Genomic DNA, 20,802 nt, shown 5'->3' with positions numbered 1-20,802 from the left:
TGAGCGCGAGGAGTGAGCCGGGTCTGCGAGCCCCGCAGTCGCGAACAGAGGTGGCACCGTGACGCGGAGCGGTGCGGGGCCGACGTTGGTGCTGGTGCTGGCCGTCGCGGTGCTGGTCGGGTGCGGGGTGATCCTGCTGTTGGAGCGCAGCCTCACCCGGATCCTGCTGGGCGTGGTCATGCTCGGTAACGGTGTGAACCTGTTGATCCTGTTGGGCGGGCGGTCGGGCGGGGCGCCGATCGTCGGCACGGGCCCGGTGGAGCAGATGAGTGACCCGCTGCCGCAGGCCATGGTGTTGACCTCCATCGTGATCACCTTCGGGTTCACCGCGTTCCTGCTCGCGGTGGCGTACCGCAGTTGGTATCTCTCCGGCGACGACGAGGTGCCCGACGACCTGGAGGACCGGCAGATCATCCGGCAGGCCGGGCGCAACGAGGTGGGTGCGGCCGATCGCGGTGGGGAGGGTCCGAACGGCGACCCGGAACAGGTCGATCCCGAGCCGGCCCGCCGCCGGTTACGACGCGGGGACGAGTCGTGATGCGGGCCCTGGTGCCACTGCCGGTGGTGGTGCCACTGCTCGGTGCGGCGCTGACCCTGCTGCTGGCCGGGAAGCCCCGAATCCAGCGCGCGATCAGCGTGCTGTGTCTGAGTGGCACGCTCACGGTGGCGGTGCTGCTGCTGGTGCAGGCGTACCGGCACGGGCCGGTGGTGGTGGCGGTCGGGGGGTGGCCGGCGCCGGTCGGCATCGTCCTGGTGGCCGATCAGTTGGCCGCGCTGATGCTGGTGGTCTCCTCGGCGGTGACCCTCTGCGTGCTGCTGTACTCGATCGGCCAGGGTCGCAGCGACACCAGTGAGAGTTCGCCGGTGTCGATCTTCCACCCGACGTACCTGGTGCTCACCGCCGGCGTCACCAACGCGTTTCTGGCCGGTGACCTGTTCAACCTCTTCGTCGGGTTCGAGATCCTGCTGGCCGCCAGCTTCGTGCTGATCACCCTGGGGGGCACCGAGACCCGGATCCGGACCGGGTCGACGTACGTGGTGGTCAGCATCCTCTCCTCGATGATCTTCCTGACGTCGGTGGGTCTGGTGTACGCGGCCACCGGCACGCTCAATCTCGCCCAGCTCGCCCAGCGCCTCGACGACCTGCCCGACGGTGTCCGGCTGGCCCTGGAGCTGATGTTGCTGCTGGCCTTCGCGATCAAGGCGGCGGTCTTCCCCCTGTCGGCCTGGCTGCCGGACAGCTATCCCACCGCGCCGGCTCCGGTCACGGCCGTCTTCGCGGGTCTGCTCACCAAGGTGGGCGTCTACGCGATCATCCGCACCGAGACGTTGCTGTTTCCCGGTGGGCGTGCCCACATCCTGCTCATGGTCGTCGCCGGGCTGACCATGGTGATCGGCATCCTCGGTGCGGTGGCCCAGTCCGACCTGAAGCGACTCTTCTCGTTCACCCTGGTCAGTCACATCGGCTACATGATCTTCGGGGTGGCGTTGAGCACCGCCGCCGGCCTCTCCGGCGCGATCTTCTACGTGGTGCACCACATCACCATCCAGACCACGCTGTTCCTCGTCGCCGGGCTGGTCGAGGAGCGTGCCGGCAGCACCGACCTGCGTCGTATCGGCGGGTTGGCCCGGGTGGCGCCGCTGCTGGGTGTGCTCTTCTTCATCCCGGCCATGAACCTCGCCGGAGTGCCACCGTTCTCCGGCTTCCTCGGCAAGCTCGGCCTGCTCCAGGCCGGGGTGGCGTCCGGTGGACCGCTGCCCGGGGCGCTGGTCGCGGCCGGCACCCTGACCAGCCTGCTCACCCTCTACGTGGCGTCCCGGGTGTGGAACATCGCCTTCTGGCGCGCGCCCCGGCTGGCCACCAGCGAGCCGGTCGTCCAGTTGCCGAGGCTGATGGTGGGCGCCACCGTGGCCCTGGTCGCCCTCGGGCTGGCGTTGACCGTGCTGGCCGGTCCGCTGTTCGACGTCACCGCCGACGCGGCCGCGGACCTGCGGCTGCGCACCCCGTACGTCCGTGCCGTGCTGCCGGGCGGTGTGCCGTGACCGGCTCCCCGGAGCCGGCTCCCGACGCCCCCGGGCCCGCCGTGGTGGGGCGGGGCCGGCTCGGGCGCTGGCGGGACCAGGCGGTGGCGCTCGGGTGGCTGGTGGTGGTCTGGAACCTGCTCTGGGGCGACATCAACTGGGCCAACCTGTTCGGTGGCCTGCTGGTGGGTGCGGCCGTGCTGGTGTTCTACCCGCTGCCGGCGGTCAGCTTCGGTGGCCGGTTGCGACCGTGGGCGCTGCTGGTGTTCGCGGGCCGGTTCGCTGTCGAGCTGGTCAGCGCGAGCCTGCACGTCGCCCGGATCGCCGTGCAGCCCGGCTACCGACCGCGCGGGGCGATCATCGCGGTCCGGTTGCGGGTGCCCACCGACCTGAACCTGGCGCTCACCGCCGAGGCGGTCTCGCTGGTGCCGGGCACGTTGATCCTCGAGGTGGACCGGGACTCCGGAACGCTCTACCTGCACGTCCTGGACACCCACGGTCCCGCGGACCTGGACGTGGCCCGGGACCGCACACTCGCCGTCGAGCGGCGCATCATCCGCGCGGTCGGCTCCACCACCGAACTGCGCCACCTCGACGTCACCCCACCCGAGAAGGGAACCCGCCCGTGACCACCTTCCTGGCCGTCGTCCTCACCGCACTGCTGTCGGTCACCGCGCTCCTCGCGCTGGCCCGCCTCTACCGTGGCCCGTCGCTGGTGGACCGGGTGATCGCAGCGGACATGCTGCTCGCCACGATGGTCGGCGCGGTCGGCGCCGAGGCGGCGGTCAACCGGCACGCCACCACGTTGCCCGTGCTGGTGGTGCTCTCCCTGCTCGGCTTCGTGGGCTCGGTGTCGCTGGTCCGCTTCGCCGTCCGGGAGCAGCAGTGATCGCGACGATCGCGGACTGGCTCGGCGCCGGTTGTCTGGTGGCCGGCGCGCTGCTCGCCCTGGCCGCCGGGATCGGCGTACTGCGTTTCCCGGACGCGCTGTCCCGGATGCACGCGGCCACCAAACCGCAGGTGCTCGGGGTGCTCCTGCTGCTGCTGGGCATCGCGTTGCGGCTGCGGTCCCCGGCCGACCTCGGCATGATCCTGCTGGTGGCGGTCTTCCAGTTGGCGACCGCGCCGGTGGCGGCACAGATGATCGGGCGGGCGGCGTACCGGTCGGGGCGGCTCGACCGGGGCCTGCTCGACGCCGACGAACTGGCCGACCGTGGACAATGCGGCGGGTCGGCGGGCCCGGCGTGACGGCCACCAGCCGGCCGGCCCGGCGTGACGACCGCCACGCGGCGGCGCCCGCTGAACCGGACGTTCCGCTCCTTCGGCCCACCCCCAGCGGAGTCCCAGCCAGCGCCGATAAAATGACGGCATGATCGACTCTTCTGCCCAGGAGGGCAGCAGTAGCCAGCCGGGTCGTGCCCGGCATATCCCCGTACCGACGACCCCGGGAGCCCTGAGCGACCCGTGTTGATCGTCGTTGGTCTCCTTCTGATCATCATTCTCACTGCCGCCACCGGCTACTTCGTGGCGCAGGAGTTCGGCTACGTCGCCGTGGACCGGGGCAAGCTGCGCCAGCTCGCCGATGACGGCGATCAGGCCGCCGCCCGGGCCCTGACCGTCACCAGCCGGCTCTCCTTCATGCTCTCCGGTGCCCAACTCGGCATCACCGTCACTGCGCTGCTGGTCGGCTACGTCGCCGAGCCGTACCTGGGCGGTGGCCTCGCCGACCTGCTCGGCGTGGCCGGCGTCAGCGAGGCGGTCAGCCTGCCGCTGTCGGTGGCGTTGGCCCTGGTCATCGCCACCATCGTGCAGATGGTCCTCGGTGAGCTGGCCCCGAAGAACCTGGCCATCGCCCGGGCCGAGCAACTGGCCCGGGCGCTGAGCCGCTCCACCCTGATCTACCTGGCCGTCGCCGGGCCGCTGATCCGGCTCTTCGACCGGGCCTCTGTCCGGCTGCTGCGCCGCATCGGCATCGAGCCGATCGAGGAGCTGCCCAGCGGTGCCACCCCGGCGGACCTGGAACAGATCATCGCCGAGTCCCGCGAGGAGGGCAGCCTCGACGCCGAGATGTCCACGCTGCTCGACCGAGGTCTGGACTTCCGCGAACTGACTGCCGGCGAGGCCATGGTGCCGCGCGTCGACGTGCACACCGTCCGGGCGCACGAACCGGTGAGCCGGGTGGTCGAGCTGCTGGACACCGGCCACTCCCGCTTCCCGGTACGCGGTGCGGAGGGCGTCGACGACCTGCTCGGCATCGTCGGCATCGCCGACGTGCTCGGCGTACCCCCGGGGGAGCGGGCCACCACTCCGGTGAGCGCTGTGGCCGGGCCGCCGCTGCTCGTACCGGAGACGTTGCCCCTGCCCACGGTGCTCGACCGCCTGCGGTCCGGGCACCGGCAGATGGCCTGCGTGGTCGACGAGTACGGCGGCTTCGCCGGCGTCATCACGCTGGAGGACATCGCCGAGGAGCTGGTCGGCCCGATCCGCGACGAGGACGACCCACCGGAGCGGGCACCGGCCCGGCAGGACGACGGGTCCTGGGTGGTGCCGGCCCGCTGGCGGATCGACGAGGTCGCCGACAGCACCGGCATCGCCCTGCCCGAGGCCCCCGAGTACGACACCCTGTCCGGGTTGGTGATGCGGGAACTGGGCCGGGTGCCCGAGGTCGGTGACCGGCTGGAGATCAGCCTGCAACCCGAGGGGGCGGACGGCGAGGACAACGAGGCGGAGCCCCGGGCGCTGGTCGAGGTGCTGGCCGTGGACCGGCACGTGGCCGACTCGGTGCGGTTGCAGCTGACCAAACCCGAGGTGACCGCATGAGCCCCGGGATCGCACTGTTCAGTTCGGTGATCCTGCTGGCGCTGAACGGGTTCTTCGTGGCCGCCGAGTTCGCCCTGGTGGCCAGCAAGCGCTACCGCCTGGAGCAGGCGGCGGCGAACGGTGGCCGGGCGGCACGGGCCGCGTTGGATGGCGTCCGCGAGCTGTCGCTGATGCTGGCCGGCGCGCAGCTCGGCATCACGCTGTGCACCCTGGGTCTCGGCGCGCTGGCCGAGCCGGCGATCGAGCATCTGCTCAGCCCCCTGCTGCACGCGGTGGGCCTACCGGACGCGGCCAGTCACCTGGTCGCCCTGGTCTTCGCCCTCGGCGTGGTGACCTTCCTGCACCTGGTGGTGGGGGAGATGGCACCGAAATCGTGGGCGATCACCGACGCGGAGCGCTCGGCGACGCTGCTCGCGTTGCCGTTCCGCGCCTTCGCCCGGGTCTCCCGGCCGGTGCTCTCCGCGCTGAACGCCCTGGCCAACGCGATCCTGCGGCTGTTCGGCGTCAACCAGCAGGACCAGCTCGCCCAGGTGCACGGCCCGGACGAGTTGCGGATCCTGCTGGAGCAGTCCCGAGAGCACGGGCTGCTCGGCGCCGAGCAGCACCAACTGCTGACCAGCATGCTGGAGTTGCAGGGCACGTCGGTGGCGCAGGTGATGGAACCGTTCGCCACCATGGTCACCGTCCGCCGGGACGATCCGGCCGAGCGGATCGAAGAGGTCAGCCGGGACAGCGGCCGATCCCGGCTCGCGGTACTCGACGAGGCGGGCGACGTGTGCGGGCTCGTGCACGTCCGGGAGGCGGTACGGGTGGTCACCACCGGCCGGGTCGCCACCGCCGGGGCGCTGATGACGCCCGCGTTCACCCTGCCCGCGACGTCCTCGGTCACCGAGGCGGTGGCGGCGATGCGGGCCCGGCAGTCGCAGCTCGCGCTGGTCCGCAACGGCGGTGGCCCGGCCCGGCCGATCGGCTTCGTGGCCCTGGAGGACCTCCTGGAGGAGGTCATCGGGGAGTTCGACGACGAGACCGACACGGTCCCGCGCGGGCGTCGGTTGCGCTGAGCTGTCGACCCGGCCGCACTGACGAAGTGCGGCCGGGTCAACGCTCGGCACGGCGGCGGGCTTGAGCCGACCCCGACCGGGTAGGCGCGCCTGGTGGGGCCGGCGGGGCCCCGTCCCGGGAGGGGGCGCGCGGTGCGGCTGACGGGAGTATCCCCGGAGTCCGGTGGCACCGGGCTCTCCGTGCAGACCACGCTGCCCAACCCGAGTACCCGCCCGGGCCTACGCCTGCCGGGACGGGTGACCCTCGCGGCCGGCCCGGAGGACGTGCTGGTGCGGCACATCCGACTCGGTCTCGTCACCACTGTCGAGCCGGACGACCCGGCCGCGGCCCGACGTCTCGTGCAGTTCCACCACGTGCCGATCGCCGGCCGGTTCGTCGTACCGGCCGGCCGGCGGCGGGCGGTCGACTTCGCGTTCCCGCTGCCGTGGGAGACCCCGGTGACCACCTTCGGTGGGGTGCCGCTGCTGAGCCTGCGGATGGGCCTGCGGACCGAGGTGTCGCTCGACCCCGACCTCGACCAGGGCGCCATGGTGCCGGTCTTCGTGCATCCGATCCCCACCCAGCAGCACGTGCTGGCGGCGCTGGACACCCTCGGTTTCATGATCCGGCAGTCCGGGTTGCAGGAGGGCGGGTTGCCGGGGGTGGAGCACACCCTGCCGTTGCACCAACGCTGGGGCTACTGGGTGGGGCCGCTCTACGCCGGCCCGATCACCGAGCTGGAGGTGATCTTCGTGACGAACTCGGCGGGCCTGGAGGCGATCCTCTGGATGGATCGCCGGCTGGCGCTGGCCGGAATCACCCATCAGAGCATCAGCCGGTTCCGGATCTGGCACGAGGACGCCGACCGGCGGGACTGGGTCGCCACCGTGGACGGCTGGATCCGTCAGGCGATCAACCGGCACGCCGCCGCGGCCGCGCACGCCGACTGGTCCGCGCAGATCGCGGGCTCGGCCCACGTCAGCCGCCATCCCGACGAGCCGATCCGACCGGGTTACGGCCTGGGCGGAACCGCCGGCGGCGCCGGCGTAGGAGGCGGCTCCGGCGGCGGCGACGGCACCTGACCCCCGGCCTCCCACCCCCGCGATCTTGCAGTTTCTGCGGCCACAAACCGGCTCAGAGTGCGCGTTTCGACGACCGAAAGTGCAAGATCGCGGCGGACTAGCCGGCGCTGGCGGTGGCCAGCTTGAGGCTGAAGGCCAGGAAGAGGGCGGCCACGGCGGTGGTGCCACCGGCCGCCAGGCGGCGGCGTTGGCGGAACTGGGCGGCCAGGAAGGTGCCCGCGAAGATCAACGCGGTCAGGTAGAGCGCGCTGGTCACCTGCGCGATCAGCCCGAGCAGCAGGAACGACAGCGCCGGCCAGGCGTAACCGGGGTCGACGAACTGGATGAAGAACGAGATGAAGAACAGGATCGCCTTCGGGTTCAGCAGGCTGATCACCAGCGCCTTGCGGAACGGGCTGCGCATCGCCGCCGGCTCCGCGGCGTCGATGAGCCGCGGCGTGCTCGGGTCGTTGCGGTCGCGCCAGCGCCGCACGGCGCCGAGCAGCATGGTCACCCCGACATAACCGAGGTACGCGGCACCGGCGTACTTGATCACCATGAACAGCGGCGGGTACGCCTTGAGCAGCGACGCCACCCCGGCGGCGGAGAGGAACATCAGCACCCCGTCGCCGACGAACACGCCACCGGCGGCCCGGTAGCCGACCGCGACGCCCCGCTTGGCCGCGGTGGAGAGCACGAAGAGTGAGTTCGGCCCGGGCAGCAGGATGATGGCCACGGTGCCCAGCACGTACGTCCAGATGTCGGTGATCCCCAGCACGCCCGCCATCATCACGCCACCGGTGCCGTCCGCAGAAGTCTTTCTCGCAGCCTGGCCTGTGCGTTCGGCCACTCGTCGACGGTCATCGCGTACTGCACGGTGTCCCGCCAGGAGCCGTCCGGGCGTTGCCGGTGCATCCGCAGCACCCCCTCCCGGGTCGCGCCGAGCCGTTCGATGGCCGCCTGGGAGCGAACGTTGCGGATGTCGGTGTGCCAGGCGACCCGTACCGCACCCAGGTCGTCGAAGGCCCGGCTGAGCAGCAGCAACTTCGCCTCGGTGTTGATGCCGGTACGCCACCAGGGCCGGCCGAGGAAGGTGTGCCCGATCGCCACCGCCCGCCGCTCCGGGTCGATGTCGTAGTAGGAGGTGCTGCCCACCACCGCCCCGGTCGCCGCGCACCGCTGCACCCAGGCCACCCGCTCGCCCCGGTGCTGGGCGGCCAGGGCGGTGCCGATCACCTCGGCGGTTTCGGCGGGGGCGGTGGGCGCCGCGACGCTGAGGTGCCGCCACACCTCAGGGTCCGTGGTGGCGGCGTGCAACTCGTCGGTGTGCGCCAGCTCCAGCGGCTCCAGCCGAACGTGCTCGCCGTGCAGCGGCACCGGGTCGTGCCAGGGCGTGCGGGGCGTCCGCAGGTACGCCGGCAGCGGCGCGGTGACCCCGGCGTCCGGCTCGGGTGCCCCGGCGGTCAGGCGCAGCGGCAGCACGCCGGCCCAGTGCGGCAGGTGCAGGTCGGCCTCGTCCTCGCGGACCCCGCCGGTGCGGGCCCGGACGGACACCTCGCGCAGCGGCAGCGCCAGTACGGCGGTCTCGGCCAGCTCGCGGCGGCTGGGCGGACGGGTGGCGGTGCTGCGTCCCGCGCCGACCTTCTCGACCAGCGCGGTGAGCATGGCGAGCTTCTCCCGCTCGTCGGTGACCAGTCGGGCGGTGCCGTGCGCGACGACCGAGCGGTAGTTGGCGCTGTGGTGGAACTGGGAACGGGCGTAGACCAGCCCGTCGAGCACTGTCACCGCGACGCAGACCGGCAACCCGTCGTCGCCCCGGGCGGCGAGCAGCGGCCGGCTGCCGGTGGAGCCGTGCAGGTAGAGCGTGTCGCCGATGCGGACGTGCAGGGTGGGCAGCACCCGTGGCTGCCCGTCGACGGTGAAGCTGAGCGCGCAGTCGTACGCCTCGTCGAGCACGGCGTGGGCGGCGGCCTGGTCGTAGCTCATCTTGTCGCGGGAGCGGTGGGGTGTGGTCCGGGCGGTGGGTGGATACATGCGCGCGCCCCTTTGTTCTAGTACAATCTCTTATTTGTGTCAGCACACTATCAGTTCACCGGTGCGACGGCCGTCGAGATTTCGGCCAGCATCGAGTCCGGCATCCGTACCGGCGCCCTGTCACCGGGAGCCGCCCTGCCGCCCGTGCGGGCACTCGCTGCCGAGCTGGGCGTCAGCCCCGCCACCGTCGCCCGCGCCTACCAGGAGCTACGCCAGCGCGGCCTGCTCGCCACCGCCGGTCGGCACGGCACCCGGGTACGCCCCCGCCCCCCGGTGGCCGCCCGCCGCTCCGCGCTGCGCCCCCCACCGTTGCCCGGCGCACGCGACCTGTCCCGGGGTGAACCCGACCCCCGTCTGCTGCCCCCGCTGGGCCCGCACCTGGCGGCGCTCGCCACCGAGAACGGCCCGTCGGTCGGCTACTCCGATGCCGGAGTGCTGCCCGAACTGGCCGAGGTGGCCCGCGGCCGGCTGAGCGCCGATGGCGTACCGGCCGGGGAGTTGACGCTCACCGGCGGTGCGCTGGACGGCATCGAACGGTTGCTCGGCGCCCACCTGCGCCCCGGCGACGCGGTGGCGGTCGAGGACCCGGGCTGGGCCAACCTGCTCGACCTCGTCGCCGCGCTGGGCCTGCGCCCGATCGGCGTACCGGTGGACGACGAGGGGCCGCTGGTCGCCGGGGTGGCGGCGGCGCTCGCCGCCGGAGCGCGGGCTCTGATCGTCACCAGCCGGGCGCAGAATCCGACCGGCGCCGCCGTCTCCGCGGCCCGCGCCGAGGCGCTGCGGACGCTGCTCGCCGGCCGCCGGGACCTGCTGCTGATCGAGGACGACCACGCTGCCGAACTGGCCCGCGTACCCCTGCACCCGCTCGCCGGTGCGACCGAGAGTTGGGCCTTCCTCCGTTCGGTGAGCAAGCCCTTCGGCCCGGACCTGCGGATGGCGGTGCTGGTCGGCGACGAGACGACTGTGGCCCGGGTGAGCGGCCGTACCCGGGTCGGGGCCGGCTGGGTCTCCACCGTGCTGCAACGGCTGGTGCTCGCCCTGTGGCGGGACCCGGCGGTCACCGAGTTGGTGCAGCGGGCGGCGCAGAGCTACGAGCAGCGCCGCGAAGGGCTGCTCGCCGCGCTGGCCGAGCACGGCCTGACCGCACACGGTCGCAGCGGCATCAACGTCTGGCTGCCGGTCGCGGACGAGACCAGCACGGTGACCGCGCTCCGCGACGCCGGCTGGGCGGTGGCCCCCGGCGCGCTCTACCGCATCGCCGCCCCGCCGGCCCTGCGCATCACCGTCAGCTCCCTGGACACCGCCGACCTGGCCCCGCTGGCGGCGGCCCTGGCCCAGGCCGAGAACCCACCCCCCTCCCAGGGCTTCCCCACCTGAACCCCGCCCGTGATCTCGCAGTGTGGGTTGGTGGAAAGCACTGTGGTCGGGGCAGAAAGTGCTGATTCGCGGGGTTTGCGGCGGCGAAGACGGGTATGCGGGCGCCCGGAGGTGGGGCACATGGCTTCTGGTGGGGCTCGTAAGGGGATCTGGATCGCGGTGGCGGTGGCGATCATCATCATCGTCATCGTGCTGATTGCGATCGCGTCCGGCGGCGACGGGGGCGGTAACGGGTACTGACGCGATGCGGCCGGTGCGCCGGGGCGTATCCGGCGGTGAGCATCGAACGGGTATATAACAGTCGGCATGGCCGAGCAGACCGGGAGTGCTCCGGGCGCCCAGCGGTTCATCCCGCCCGACGCCGACACCATCGACGACCTGCGCACCGCCGCCGGCGGCTGTCGGGGCTGCGAGCTGTACCGGGACGCCTCGCAGACGGTCTTCGGTCGGGGCGACGAGAGCGCCCGCGTGGTGCTGGTCGGCGAGCAGCCAGGCGACATGGAGGACCAGAAGGGGCTGCCCTTCGTCGGTCCGGCCGGTCGCCTGCTGCGCCGCGCGGTCGACGACGCCGGGCTGGACCCGGGTCACCTCTACCTGACAAATGCCGTAAAGCACTTCCGCTTTGAACAGCGCGGCAAGCGGCGGATCCACCAGACCCCGGACCAGGTGCACATCACCGCCTGCCGCCCCTGGTTGGTCGCCGAGTTCGCCCGGCTGCGTCCGGAGGTCGTGGTGGTGCTCGGCGCGACCGCCGCCAAGGCGCTGCTCGGCCCGTCCTTCCGGGTCACCCGGCAGCGGGGCGAGCTGCTGCCCTGGCCGGAGTCGGCCCAACACCCCGCGGACTTCGAGCAGGTGCCGGTGGACAACGCCGGAAAGCGCGCCGACGCGCCGCAGGCTCGGCTGCTGGCCACCATTCACCCGTCCGCCGTCCTGCGGGCCGACGACCAGGACAAGGCGTACGAGGGCCTGGTCGCCGACCTCACCGTCGTCACCCGCGCACTGCCCGGCTGACGGCGACCGACTCACGTACCCGGTGCGCCGCCGAGACCTGTTCAGATCCTGGACACTTTCCGTTCGCAGCTGACGGAAAGTGTCCAAGATTGACAGTGCGTCGCCGATCGCGCGGGTGGGTAACGGGGGTCGATGGACGTTGACAACGAGGAGCGTCGCGCCGGTGCGCCCGCTGCGGCCGTCGGGCGTCGCGGGAGATGGAAGCGGTTCTTCGAGCGGGCGCCCGGCTTGCAGCTCATTGCCGTCTACTGGGTGCCGATGACGGTGCTCATCGGGCTGCCGGTGCGCTGGCTCTTCGACCGACAGGAATCACTTGACGAAGCGGTGCTGGGTGCCGCGCTGAACGCCGTCTCGATCGGCCCGGCGCTCTACCTGAGCCGGCGGATGGCGGGCCAGCAGAATGCTCGGCGGGATCCCGAGGGGTACGCGCTGCGCGAGGCGATGCTTACCGGCGCCGTGCCCGAGGACGACGCGGTACGGGCCGACCTGCCCGGCTACCTCGCCGGACAGCGGCGGGCCACGCGGGCGGCGCTGCTGGCCATCCTGGGCATCTCCCTCGGGCTGATCCTGCTCGCTCTCTTCGCCGACAACGAGGGCTTCGCGGCGATCTTCGGCGTGGTCGCCGCCGTCAGTGTGGCCGTCGCCGCGCGCACCCTGACCCGGATCCGTCGGCTGGCATCCCTGCTGGCCGGGCCCAACCCACCGGCAACACCGGGAGCGCGTGGGTAGGGGGCGGCTCAGCGGCCCGCTGATCTTGCTGAACACGTCCTTAGCGTCGATCAACACCCGGCACCGGGGCGTGGGCCGCGCCGGCAGCGACCCGTTCCGACGCGACGGGGCGTGCTCGGACGGACCGGTTCGGCTGTCGGCAAAACCCACTGCCGCTGGTCGGTGCGGGTGCGCGAGGATGGGGCTTCCCGTCCTGAGGAGCGCCGATGGCGACCGACCTGACCGCGCCGCGTACCGCCGCCCGACCCGACGTCGCGTCGATCCAGCGGCGTACCCTGCGGCTGCTCTTCACCACCCAGATCATCGGCGGGATCGGCGTGACCATCGGCATCGCCGTGGGCGCGCTGCTCGCGGCACGGATCGCCGGGACCGCGGTGGCCGGTGTCGCGCAGAGCGCCGGGGTGGTCGGTGCCGCGCTGCTCGCCGTCCCGGTCACCCGGATCATGGCGCGGCACGGTCGCCGGCCGGGTCTGGTGCTGGCGTACGGGGTCGGCGCCGTCGGTGGCCTGCTGGTGGTGCTGGCCGCGGCCACCCGCTGGGTGCCGCTGCTCTTCGTGGGCATGCTGCTCTTCGGCGGGGGCACCGCCGCGAACCTGCAGGCCCGCTACACGGCGGTGGATCTCGCCGAGCCGGCCCGCCGGGGGCGGCAGCTCTCCCTGATCGTCTGGGCCACCACCATCGGCGCGGTGGCCGCGCCGAACTTCGCCGCACTGGCCGACCGGGTCACGACCGGCTGGGGGCTGCCCCCGCTGGCCGGCCCGTTCGCGTTCAGCGCGGCGGCGTTCGTGCTGGCCGCCGTCGTACTCCTCGGGTTGCTCCGGCCCGACCCGCTGCTCACCGCGCGGCGGCTCGCGGCGGCCGACGCGCCTGCCGCCGATCCGCCGCCGACCGCCGACGCGACGGCGACCGCGGTGGCGGCCGAGGCGCCGGCGGCAGGTGGCGGTGCGACGCCGGTCACCGCGCCGGTCAAGGTGCGCGCGCCGCGCGGCGCCGGGATGCGTGCGGCCTGGTCGGTGGTACGCGCACAGCCCGCCGCCCGACTCGGCATCGCCGCCGTGGCGGTGGGTCACCTGGTGATGGTGGCGGTGATGGCGATGACTCCGGTGCGGCTCGGTGAGTCGCACGCCGACGCCGACGTGTTGCGGCTGGTCGGCATCGTGCTGAGCCTGCACATCGCCGGCATGTACGCGTTCTCGCCGGTGGTCGGTTGGCTCACCGACCGGCTCGGTCGACGGGCGGTGATCCTGGGCGGGGTCGGGCTGCTGCTGGCCGCCTGCGCGGTCGCCGGCACCGCCGGGCACCACACGCCTCGGCTCTCGATCGGTCTGGTCCTGCTCGGGTTGGGCTGGTCGGGGACGATGGTGGCCGGCTCGACCCTGCTGTCCGAATCGGTGGCGGCCGCCGTGCGACCGAGCGTCCAGGGGTTGTGCGACCTGATCATGGGGCTGGCCGGGGCCGGGGCCGCAGTGGTCAGCGGGTTTGTCATGCAGTTCGCCGGTTATCCCGTGCTCACCCTGCTCGCGGCGGTCGCGGCGGCGCCCCTGGTGGCGCTAGCGTTGCGCCCGGTGCCGACCGGGGCACCGGACGAGGAGGGCTGATCACTGTGCGGCTGACCGACTTCTGGACGCGGCTGGACGAGGCGTTCGGGCCCGGCTACGCGGCCAGCATCGCCCGCGATCAGGTGCTGTCCCAGCTCGGCGGGCGGACCATCGAGCAGGCCCTGGCATCGGGGGAGCAGACGCACGTGGTGTGGCGGGCGGTCTGTGCCGCGTACCCCGATCGAGTGCCCGCTCGACTACGCTGAGCAGCCTTTTCGCCGGTTCCGCGTGTCGTTTGCCGAGTCGTACACCTGTTCGGCTATTGTCCACAGCGGGGTGCTCGTCCACAGCTCGCGGCCCGTCGGCTGGTTTTCTGTCGGACCTAGCGCCTAGCGTGTCCGCGTGACGCGAAGCTCAGCAAAGACGCCGGCGAAGGCAGGGGTGGCAACCATGGCAGCAGGGCCTGACCGGGAGAAGGCACTCGACCTTGCTCTCGCTCAGATTGACAAGCAATTCGGCAAGGGCTCGGTGATGCGGCTGGGCGACCGGCCGGTCGTCCAGACCGCAATCATTCCGACCGGCTCCATCGCGCTCGACGTTGCCCTCGGCATTGGCGGCCTGCCCCGTGGCCGGGTGGTCGAGATCTACGGTCCCGAGTCCAGCGGTAAGACCACTGTGGCACTGCACGCGGTGGCCAACGCCCAGCGCAACGGCGGCATCGCCGCCTTCATCGACGCCGAGCACGCGCTCGACCCGGAGTACGCGAAGGCCCTCGGCGTCGACACGGACGCGATGCTGGTCTCCCAGCCGGACACCGGCGAGCAGGCGCTGGAGATCGCGGACATGCTGATCCGCTCCGGCGCTCTGGACATCATCGTGATCGACTCGGTGGCGGCCCTGGTGCCGCGCGCCGAGATCGAGGGCGAGATGGGCGACAGCCACGTGGGCCTCCAGGCCCGGCTGATGAGCCAGGCGCTCCGGAAGATCACCGGTGTGCTCAGCAACACCGGCACCACGGCGATCTTCATCAACCAGCTGCGGGAAAAGATCGGCGTCATGTTCGGCAGCCCGGAGACCACCACCGGTGGTCGGGCGCTGAAGTTCTACGCCTCGGTCCGGCTCGACGTGCGACGCATCGAGAGCCTCAAGGACGGCACCGACGTGGTCGGTAACCGCACCCGGGTCAAGGTCGTGAAGAACAAGGTCGCCGCGCCGTTCAAGCAGGCCGAGTTCGACATCATGTACGGCAAGGGCATCTCGCGTGAGGGCTCGCTGATCGACGTCGGCGTGGAGCAGGCGATCATCCGCAAGTCCGGAGCGTGGTACACGTACGACGGCGACCAGCTCGGCCAGGGCAAGGAGAAGGCCCGGGAGTTCCTGAAGGAAAACCCGGACGTGGCCGCCGAGATCGAGAAGAAGATCCTGGAGAAGCTCGGCGTCGGGGTCGGCGCGGGTGACGCCGCCGGTGGCCCGGAGCTGCCGCCGGTCGACTTCTGACCGGTCGCTGACCCATGGCAGGACGACGCGCCCGTACGGGGCGGGGCTGGGATGCCAGTCCGCCTCGTACGGGCGACGCCACCGATGCGCCCCGCCCTCGGCGAGGCCGCCGGGGTCGGTCCGAGGAGACCGACACCGTCGAGTCTCCGGCCCCTCCGCGCGACGAGTCCGAGGTGGCCCGCGAGATCTGTCTGCGCCAGCTCGCCGTCCGGCCCCGCACCCGGGCCGAGTTGGCCGGGGCGCTGGCCAAGCGGGGCATCTCCGAGGAGGTCTCGGCCGAGGTCCTCGACCGGTACGACGAGGTCGGCATCATCGATGACGCCGCGTTCGCCCGGGCCTGGGTGTCGAGCCGGCACGCCGGGCGCGGCCTCGCTCGCCGGGCGCTCGCCAACGAACTGCGCCGCAAGGGCGTGGACGGCGAGGTGGCCACCGAGGCGCTGGATGAGCTGGACGAGGAGACCGAGGCGGACACCGCCCGTGCCCTGGTGGAGCGCAAGCTGCGCACCGCCCGCGGCGAGCCGGACGCGGTCTTCCGCCGGCTGGTGGGCATGCTGGCCCGCAAGGGCTACCCGCCTGGCGTGGCCATCCGGGCGGTGAAGGACGCGCTCGCCGCGCAGAGCGCCGAGGCGGCCGAGTTCGCCGAGCAGATCGACGCCGACGCCCTCGCCGACGCCGAGGGCGAGTTGGAGCGCGACAACCGTCTGGTCGAGTGAGCGGTCGCTGCGACTCCGGATGGGGGCCCGATGTTGAAGGCATGTCTGAACGGTGGGCGCGGCCGGCAGGCCCATCCGGCCGTGCCGCTCACGGCGGCGGAGCTCGCCGCCGATGCGGCCCGCTGCGCGGCGCTCGGGGTCGCGGCCGTGCACGTCCATCCCCGGGACGAGGCCGGCGTCGAGTCGCTGCGGCCGACGGTGATCGCTGACGCGCTGACCGCGATCCGTGCCGCCCGGCCGGGGCTGCCGGTGGGGGTGAGCACCGGAGCCTGGATCGTGCCGGATCCGGCTGCCCGGGTGGCCGCCGTCCGGGCCTGGCCGGTGTTGCCCGACTTCGCCTCGGTCAACGCGCACGAGCCCGGTGCCGAGGCCGTCGCGGCCGCCCTGCACGAGCGTGGTGTGCTCGTCGAGGCAGGGCTGTGGACGCTCGACGCGGTCGCGGCGTACCGGAGGTGGCGGGTGCCGGCCGGGCGGGTTCTGATCGAGTGCATGGCCGAGGACGTGGCGGTCGCGTTGGCCGACGCCTCCCGGCTTCTCGCCGCGCTGCCGGCGGACGCGCCGTCGGTGCTGCTGCACGCCGAGGGGCCGGCGACCTGGCCGGTCCTCGCCGAGGCGGTACGCCGGGCTCTGGACACCCGAATCGGGCTGGAGGACACCCTGTGCCTGCCGGACGGCTCGCCCGCCGGGGACAACGCGGCGTTGGTCGCGGCAGCGGTGGCGGTCGGTGCCAGCTGACGTTGGTCAGACTGTTGGGTCACACCTCGCTCGAGTCGTCGGCCCCGTCCGACGACCCCTTGGACGGCGCTGAGCAGGCCCGACACGTCCAGGGGGCAGCACACCTCGCGGAGTTTGTCCCTTCCTGTCCGGCGTGATATCAGCGCGCGGTGACGGTTCAACTTCTCTCCGTTCGGGGGGTTTGATCATGAGTCCTTGACCGGAGCACCCCCGGCGACCTAGCCTCGCCATACAGGCTCACATTGCCCGACCAGCGCAGGCTAAGCGCACAACATAGATCGCGTAACAGAACAGCATCACTTTGGCCGGCTCCGCGGCCTTTGGCGGCAGTTCCGGACAGGCCGGTCCGGAACGCTGCGACAACTGCACCCGGCCGCCGACGCTGCCCACGGGCACCGCCGGCGGAGAAAGCTACCCACGGCCAGCCGCTCCGGTCGGGCGTCCACAGCCGCAGGAGTGTGCCCCCGGCACGGTCGCTGCGGTCTCGACGTTAGGGGAGGCGGCCATGGCGGGGCGGCGGCACAGGTTCATCGGTAGACCCGACGGGGTCCCGGCATGAACGCGTTCGACGTCGTGCTCCTCGCGGCCGTCCTCGTCCTCGCGGTGGTGGTGATCGGGGCCGTGCTCGTCGGCATCCGGACACTGCGCCGGATGGGCGCGGCGCCGGCTCCGGAGGATCCCGCCTTCATCGCCGAGAAGGACCGCCAGGAGCAGTCCCTCGCGGCCCTGCGGACCGCGGCCGACGAGGCGAACAGCACGATCGACGTGGCGAAGTCAGCGGCCGCCGCGGCCCGTACCGAGGCGGCGGCGGCGAAGGCCGAGGCGAAGGCGGCCCGCGCCGAGGCGCGGCGTGTCCTCGACGACGCCCGGGCCGAGGCGGACACCGTTCTGGAGCGCGCCCACAAGCAGGCCGAGGCGGACGCCGAACAGTTGCGGACGGCAGCCCGGCGCAGCGGCGAGCGGGAGGTCGCGGTGCTCGCCGCCACCACCCGGGAGCAGGCCGCCGAGGTGGAACGTCGGGCAGCTCGGATGGACGAGCGGGAGCGGATGCACACCGAGGAGGTGGAGCGGTTCGCCGAGCGGGAGCGACAGCTCACCGCCGCGAAGGCGGCCCTCGCCGCCCGGGAGGCCGCGCTCGCCCAGCGGGAGGCCGAGCTGACCGAGTCGGAGGAGCTGCGCCGCCGGGAGCTGGAGCGGATCGCCGGGCTCACCGCCGAGTCCGCCCGACTGGAGTTGGTCGACGCCATCGAGACGCAGGCCAAGCGGGAAGCGGCGCTGCTCGTGCGGGACATCGAGTCCGACGCGCGCAACACGGCCGAGCAGCGCGCCCGACACATCGTGGTGGACGCGATCCAGCGGGTCGCCAGCGAGCAGACCGCGGAGAGCGTGGTCAGCGTCCTGCACCTCCCCGGCGACGAGATGAAGGGGCGGATCATCGGCCGGGAGGGGCGCAACATCCGCGCCTTCGAGTCGGTGACCGGCGTCAACCTGATCATCGACGACACCCCCGAGGCGGTGCTGCTCTCCTGCTTCGACCCGGTCCGCCGCGAGGTGGGTCGGGTCACCCTGGAGAAGCTGGTCCTCGACGGGCGCATCCACCCGCACCGCATCGAGGAGGTCTACGACCTGGCCCGGCAGGAGGTGGAGCAGCTCTGCCTCCGCGCCGCCGAGGACGCCCTGGTCGAGGTCGGCATCACCGAGATCCACCCGGAGCTGGTGACCCTGCTCGGCCGGCTGCGCTACCGCACCTCGTACGGGCAGAACGTGCTCAAGCACCTGGTCGAGACCGCCCACATCGCCGGCATCATGGCCGCCGAGCTGCGGTTGGACGTGCCGATCATCAAACGGTCGGCGTTCCTGCACGACATCGGCAAGGCGCTCACCCACGAGGTGGAGGGCAGCCACGCCATCATCGGCGCGGACCTGGCCCGCAAGTACGGCGAGCACGAGGACGTGGTGCACGCCATCGAGGCGCACCACAACGAGGTGCCCCCGCAGACCATCGAGGCCGTGCTCACCCAGGCCTCCGACGCCTGCTCCGGTGGTCGGCCGGGCGCGCGCCGGGAGAGCCTGGAGGCGTACGTCAAGCGGCTGGAGCGGATCGAGGAGATCGCGGCGGGCAAGCTCGGCGTGGACAAGGTCTTCGCCATGCAGGCCGGCCGGGAGATCCGGGTGATGGTCAAGCCGGACGACGTCGACGACATCGGGGCGGCGGTGCTGGCCCGCGACGTGGCCAAGCAGATCGAGGAGGAGCTGACCTACCCGGGTCAGATCCGGGTCACAGTGGTCCGCGAGTCCCGGGTCACCGAGATCGCCCGCTGAGCCGCTTGATCGACTCGGCTTCCTGGAAGTCGGTGGGTCGCACGCGTCGGGACACCGCGATGTCCTGATAACAGAGTCGATCACCCGCCCGCAGCGGCCGCGCGCGCAACGGCGCCACACGCACCACCCGCGCAGATGACCGAAGGCCGCCCCGAACTGCTCGGGGCGGCCTTCGGGCCTTCTGGTCGGTGTGGCGTGGCTCAGGCGCCGCCGCCACCTCCGCCGGCGCCCCCGCCCTCGGCCTGGGAGATCAGGGCCGCCGGCGGCGGGTTCTGCGCCGGGGTGCCGGCGGTCTTGCGGCCGCGGGCGAGCCGTCGTTGGACGTACTGGGCGAGCTTCGACAGCGAGTAGTTCACCACGATGAAGAGCACGGCGATCACGACGTAGACCTGGATCGGGTTGCCCAGCACGCCGATGAGCTGCTTGCCGATGTTCAGGGTCTCCTCGTAGCTGATGATGAAGCCCAGCGAGGTGTCCTTGAGCACCACGACCAGCTGGCTGATCAGTGCCGGCAGCATGACCCGGAAGGCCTGTGGCAGCAGGATCATCCGGGTGGTCTGTGCTGGCGAGAGCCCGATGGCGGCGGCGGCCTCCGCCTGACCGCCGGGCAGCCCCTCCATGCCGGAGCGAAGGATCTCGCCGATCACCACCGAGTTGTAGATGGTGAGGCCAATGACCAGGTACCAGAAGTTGTCGAAGTACAAGCCGAACTCGGGGAAACCGCGAGCCACGAAGAAGATGGTGAGCACGACGGGCAGGCCGCGGAAGACCTCGACGCAGACCCGGGTGACCGCGGACAGCACCCTGCTCAGCCCGCGCAGCAGGTACGCCACCGGCGTCGCCACGCCGGTGAAGCGCCGTCGGATCAGGCTCTTGAGCTGGATCCGCAGCACGGCGAGCAGCGTGCCGATCACCAGCGAGGAGACGATGGCCAGGGCCGCCGCGAGCAGGGTGTTCTTGAAACCGAGGCCGATCCGCTCCCACACCTGGGAGAAGTTCTCGTTGGAGGGGTCGATCAGCGGGCCCCACAGCTCCATCGAGAGCTGGCCGTTCTCATCCAGGGGCCGGTAGATCAGGAAGTATGCGCCGACGAGCAGGACCACGCCGGCGACGAGGCTGCTGATCAGGGTGATCCGCCGCTGCCGGGGGCCAGGGACGTCGTAGAGGACGCTGGTCTGCTGACTCATCGGGCCACCGCCTGTCGCTTCTCGATCCGGTCCAGCAGGGCGCCGAGCGGCACGGTCATGATCAGGTAGCCGATCGAGATGCCGATGGCGACCGGGACGAAGGCGTAGCCCTCGGCTCCGGTGAGCTGGTCGGCCGTGGCCGACAGGTCACCGGCGACCCCGAAGAAGCCGGCCAGCGCCGAATTCTTGATCATCGCGATGATCACGGAACCGAGCGGGACGATCGAGGCCTTCCAGGACTGCGGCAGCACCACGTAGCGCAGGTTCTGCCCGAAGGTCAGGCCCAGTGACCGCGCCGCCTCCGCCTGGCCGGCGGGCACCGCGTTCACCCCGGAGCGCAGCGCCTCGCAGACGAACGCCGCGGTGTAGAGCACCAGGGCGATCAGCGCGAACCGGAAGTACGGCAGGTCGGTGCCGAGCCTGGTGAACAGCGAGTCGAGCACCGGGATGCGCAGGAAGTCCGCGTTGGAGCCGAGCGCCGGCAGGCCGAACGCGGCGAAGAACATCACCACCGTCAACGGCATGTTGCGGAAGACGTTCACGTAGCCGGTGCCGAGCGCACGGAGCGGCGGCACCGGTGAGATGCGCAGCACCGCCACGATGGCGCCCAGGACGAGGGCGCCGATCGCGGCAAGGATGCAGATCTGGAGGGTGAGCCAGAAACCACCCGCAAAGACGTCGAACTTGTCGATGAGCACGTTCACGGGTCGGTGTT

At 72.1% G+C, this 20,802-nt stretch carries 21 protein-coding genes; 17 read left to right on the top strand and 4 right to left on the bottom strand.

All coding sequences use genetic code 11. From position 1 onward, the window contains the following. Positions 1-58 precede the first annotated feature (58 nt). From ABTW72_RS16875 to ABTW72_RS16840, 8 genes are all read left to right on the top strand, one after another. The gene (locus ABTW72_RS16875; RefSeq protein ID WP_350859707.1) at positions 59-538 is read left to right on the top strand and encodes a Na(+)/H(+) antiporter subunit C; all 480 of its coding nucleotides are present in this window, start codon (positions 59-61) and stop codon (positions 536-538) included. Then, positions 538-2,043, top strand: a complete 1,506-nt coding sequence (locus ABTW72_RS16870) for a Na+/H+ antiporter subunit D (protein ID WP_350859704.1) — start codon at positions 538-540, stop codon at positions 2,041-2,043. Before ABTW72_RS16875 ends, ABTW72_RS16870 begins: the two co-directional genes overlap by 1 nt. Next, complete coding sequence (locus ABTW72_RS16865; RefSeq protein ID WP_350859701.1) at positions 2,040-2,651, top strand: Na+/H+ antiporter subunit E; 612 nt, start codon at positions 2,040-2,042, stop codon at positions 2,649-2,651. The genes ABTW72_RS16870 and ABTW72_RS16865 overlap by 4 nt, the downstream gene beginning before the upstream one ends. Continuing rightward, a complete protein-coding gene (locus tag ABTW72_RS16860) occupies positions 2,648-2,911 on the top strand; it encodes an MrpF/PhaF family protein (protein WP_030489433.1) in 264 nt (87 codons plus the stop codon). The genes ABTW72_RS16865 and ABTW72_RS16860 overlap by 4 nt, the downstream gene beginning before the upstream one ends. Then, positions 2,911-3,270, top strand: a complete 360-nt coding sequence (gene mnhG, locus ABTW72_RS16855; protein WP_350859972.1) for a monovalent cation/H(+) antiporter subunit G — start codon at positions 2,911-2,913, stop codon at positions 3,268-3,270. The genes ABTW72_RS16860 and mnhG overlap by 1 nt, the downstream gene beginning before the upstream one ends. Before the next feature lie 216 nt (positions 3,271-3,486). Next, complete coding sequence (locus tag ABTW72_RS16850; protein ID WP_350859699.1) at positions 3,487-4,842, top strand: hemolysin family protein; 1,356 nt, start codon at positions 3,487-3,489, stop codon at positions 4,840-4,842. Beyond that, positions 4,839-5,903, top strand: a complete 1,065-nt coding sequence (locus tag ABTW72_RS16845; RefSeq protein WP_112586637.1) for a hemolysin family protein — start codon at positions 4,839-4,841, stop codon at positions 5,901-5,903. The genes ABTW72_RS16850 and ABTW72_RS16845 overlap by 4 nt, the downstream gene beginning before the upstream one ends. A gap of 132 nt (positions 5,904-6,035) precedes the next feature. Then, positions 6,036-6,965 (top strand): sporulation protein, encoded by a 930-nt coding sequence (locus ABTW72_RS16840; RefSeq protein ID WP_350859696.1) that lies wholly within the window; start codon positions 6,036-6,038, stop codon positions 6,963-6,965. 97 nt (positions 6,966-7,062) lie between these two features. On the opposite strand, the gene leuE is transcribed toward ABTW72_RS16840, so the two are convergent. Next, positions 7,063-7,734 carry a leucine efflux protein LeuE gene (leuE, locus tag ABTW72_RS16835; protein ID WP_091400492.1) on the bottom strand — a complete coding sequence of 224 codons (672 nt, stop codon included), beginning with the start codon at positions 7,732-7,734 and terminating at the stop codon, positions 7,063-7,065. Next, the gene (locus tag ABTW72_RS16830; protein ID WP_350859693.1) at positions 7,734-8,978 is read right to left on the bottom strand and encodes a bifunctional pyridoxamine 5'-phosphate oxidase family protein/GNAT family N-acetyltransferase; all 1,245 of its coding nucleotides are present in this window, start codon (positions 8,976-8,978) and stop codon (positions 7,734-7,736) included. The genes leuE and ABTW72_RS16830 overlap by 1 nt, the downstream gene beginning before the upstream one ends. A 36-nt stretch (positions 8,979-9,014) precedes the next feature. On the opposite strand from ABTW72_RS16830, the gene ABTW72_RS16825 reads away from it, so the two are divergent. The 9 genes from ABTW72_RS16825 to rny all read left to right on the top strand — a co-directional run bounded on the left by ABTW72_RS16825 (position 9,015) and on the right by rny (position 18,900). Then, on the top strand, positions 9,015-10,355 hold the full coding sequence (locus tag ABTW72_RS16825) for an aminotransferase class I/II-fold pyridoxal phosphate-dependent enzyme (protein ID WP_350859690.1): 1,341 nt from the start codon (positions 9,015-9,017) through the stop codon (positions 10,353-10,355). A gap of 306 nt (positions 10,356-10,661) precedes the next feature. Next, positions 10,662-11,366, top strand: coding sequence for a UdgX family uracil-DNA binding protein (locus ABTW72_RS16820; RefSeq protein ID WP_112622139.1), 705 nt, complete (start codon positions 10,662-10,664; stop codon positions 11,364-11,366). Positions 11,367-11,498: 132 nt separating this feature from the next. Then, positions 11,499-12,095, top strand: a complete 597-nt coding sequence (locus ABTW72_RS16815) for a hypothetical protein (protein WP_350859686.1) — start codon at positions 11,499-11,501, stop codon at positions 12,093-12,095. A 206-nt stretch (positions 12,096-12,301) separates the two neighbouring features. Further along, positions 12,302-13,693, top strand: coding sequence for an MFS transporter (locus ABTW72_RS16810; RefSeq protein ID WP_350859683.1), 1,392 nt, complete (start codon positions 12,302-12,304; stop codon positions 13,691-13,693). Positions 13,694-13,698: 5 nt separating this feature from the next. Next, positions 13,699-13,899 carry a DUF3046 domain-containing protein gene (locus tag ABTW72_RS16805; protein WP_030489422.1) on the top strand — a complete coding sequence of 67 codons (201 nt, stop codon included), beginning with the start codon at positions 13,699-13,701 and terminating at the stop codon, positions 13,897-13,899. 184 nt (positions 13,900-14,083) lie between these two features. Next, positions 14,084-15,130, top strand: a complete 1,047-nt coding sequence (gene recA / locus ABTW72_RS16800) for a recombinase RecA (RefSeq protein ID WP_007456801.1) — start codon at positions 14,084-14,086, stop codon at positions 15,128-15,130. Positions 15,131-15,144: 14 nt separating this feature from the next. Then, positions 15,145-15,843: a regulatory protein RecX gene (locus ABTW72_RS16795; RefSeq protein WP_350859680.1), complete on the top strand. Its 699-nt coding sequence runs from the start codon at positions 15,145-15,147 to the stop codon at positions 15,841-15,843. Between the two features lie 30 nt (positions 15,844-15,873). Beyond that, complete coding sequence (locus ABTW72_RS16790; protein ID WP_350859677.1) at positions 15,874-16,578, top strand: 3-keto-5-aminohexanoate cleavage protein; 705 nt, start codon at positions 15,874-15,876, stop codon at positions 16,576-16,578. 555 nt (positions 16,579-17,133) lie between these two features. Further along, positions 17,134-18,900, top strand: coding sequence for a ribonuclease Y (rny, locus tag ABTW72_RS16785; protein WP_350859675.1), 1,767 nt, complete (start codon positions 17,134-17,136; stop codon positions 18,898-18,900). A gap of 200 nt (positions 18,901-19,100) precedes the next feature. On the opposite strand, the gene ABTW72_RS16780 is transcribed toward rny, so the two are convergent. Both ABTW72_RS16780 and ABTW72_RS16775 read right to left on the bottom strand, forming a co-directional pair. Beyond that, a complete protein-coding gene (locus tag ABTW72_RS16780) occupies positions 19,101-20,087 on the bottom strand; it encodes an amino acid ABC transporter permease (protein ID WP_350859672.1) in 987 nt (328 codons plus the stop codon). Beyond that, positions 20,084-20,791 (bottom strand): amino acid ABC transporter permease, encoded by a 708-nt coding sequence (locus ABTW72_RS16775; protein ID WP_112586661.1) that lies wholly within the window; start codon positions 20,789-20,791, stop codon positions 20,084-20,086. Before ABTW72_RS16775 ends, ABTW72_RS16780 begins: the two co-directional genes overlap by 4 nt. Between the last annotated feature and the right edge of the window lie 11 nt (positions 20,792-20,802).

Source organism: Micromonospora sp. NPDC127501, assembly GCF_040302185.1.
Taxonomy (GTDB): Bacteria; Actinomycetota; Actinomycetes; order Mycobacteriales; family Micromonosporaceae; genus Micromonospora.
The sequence above is the reverse complement of the archived record's forward strand: the minus strand, read 5'-3'. Positions and strand labels throughout refer to the sequence as shown.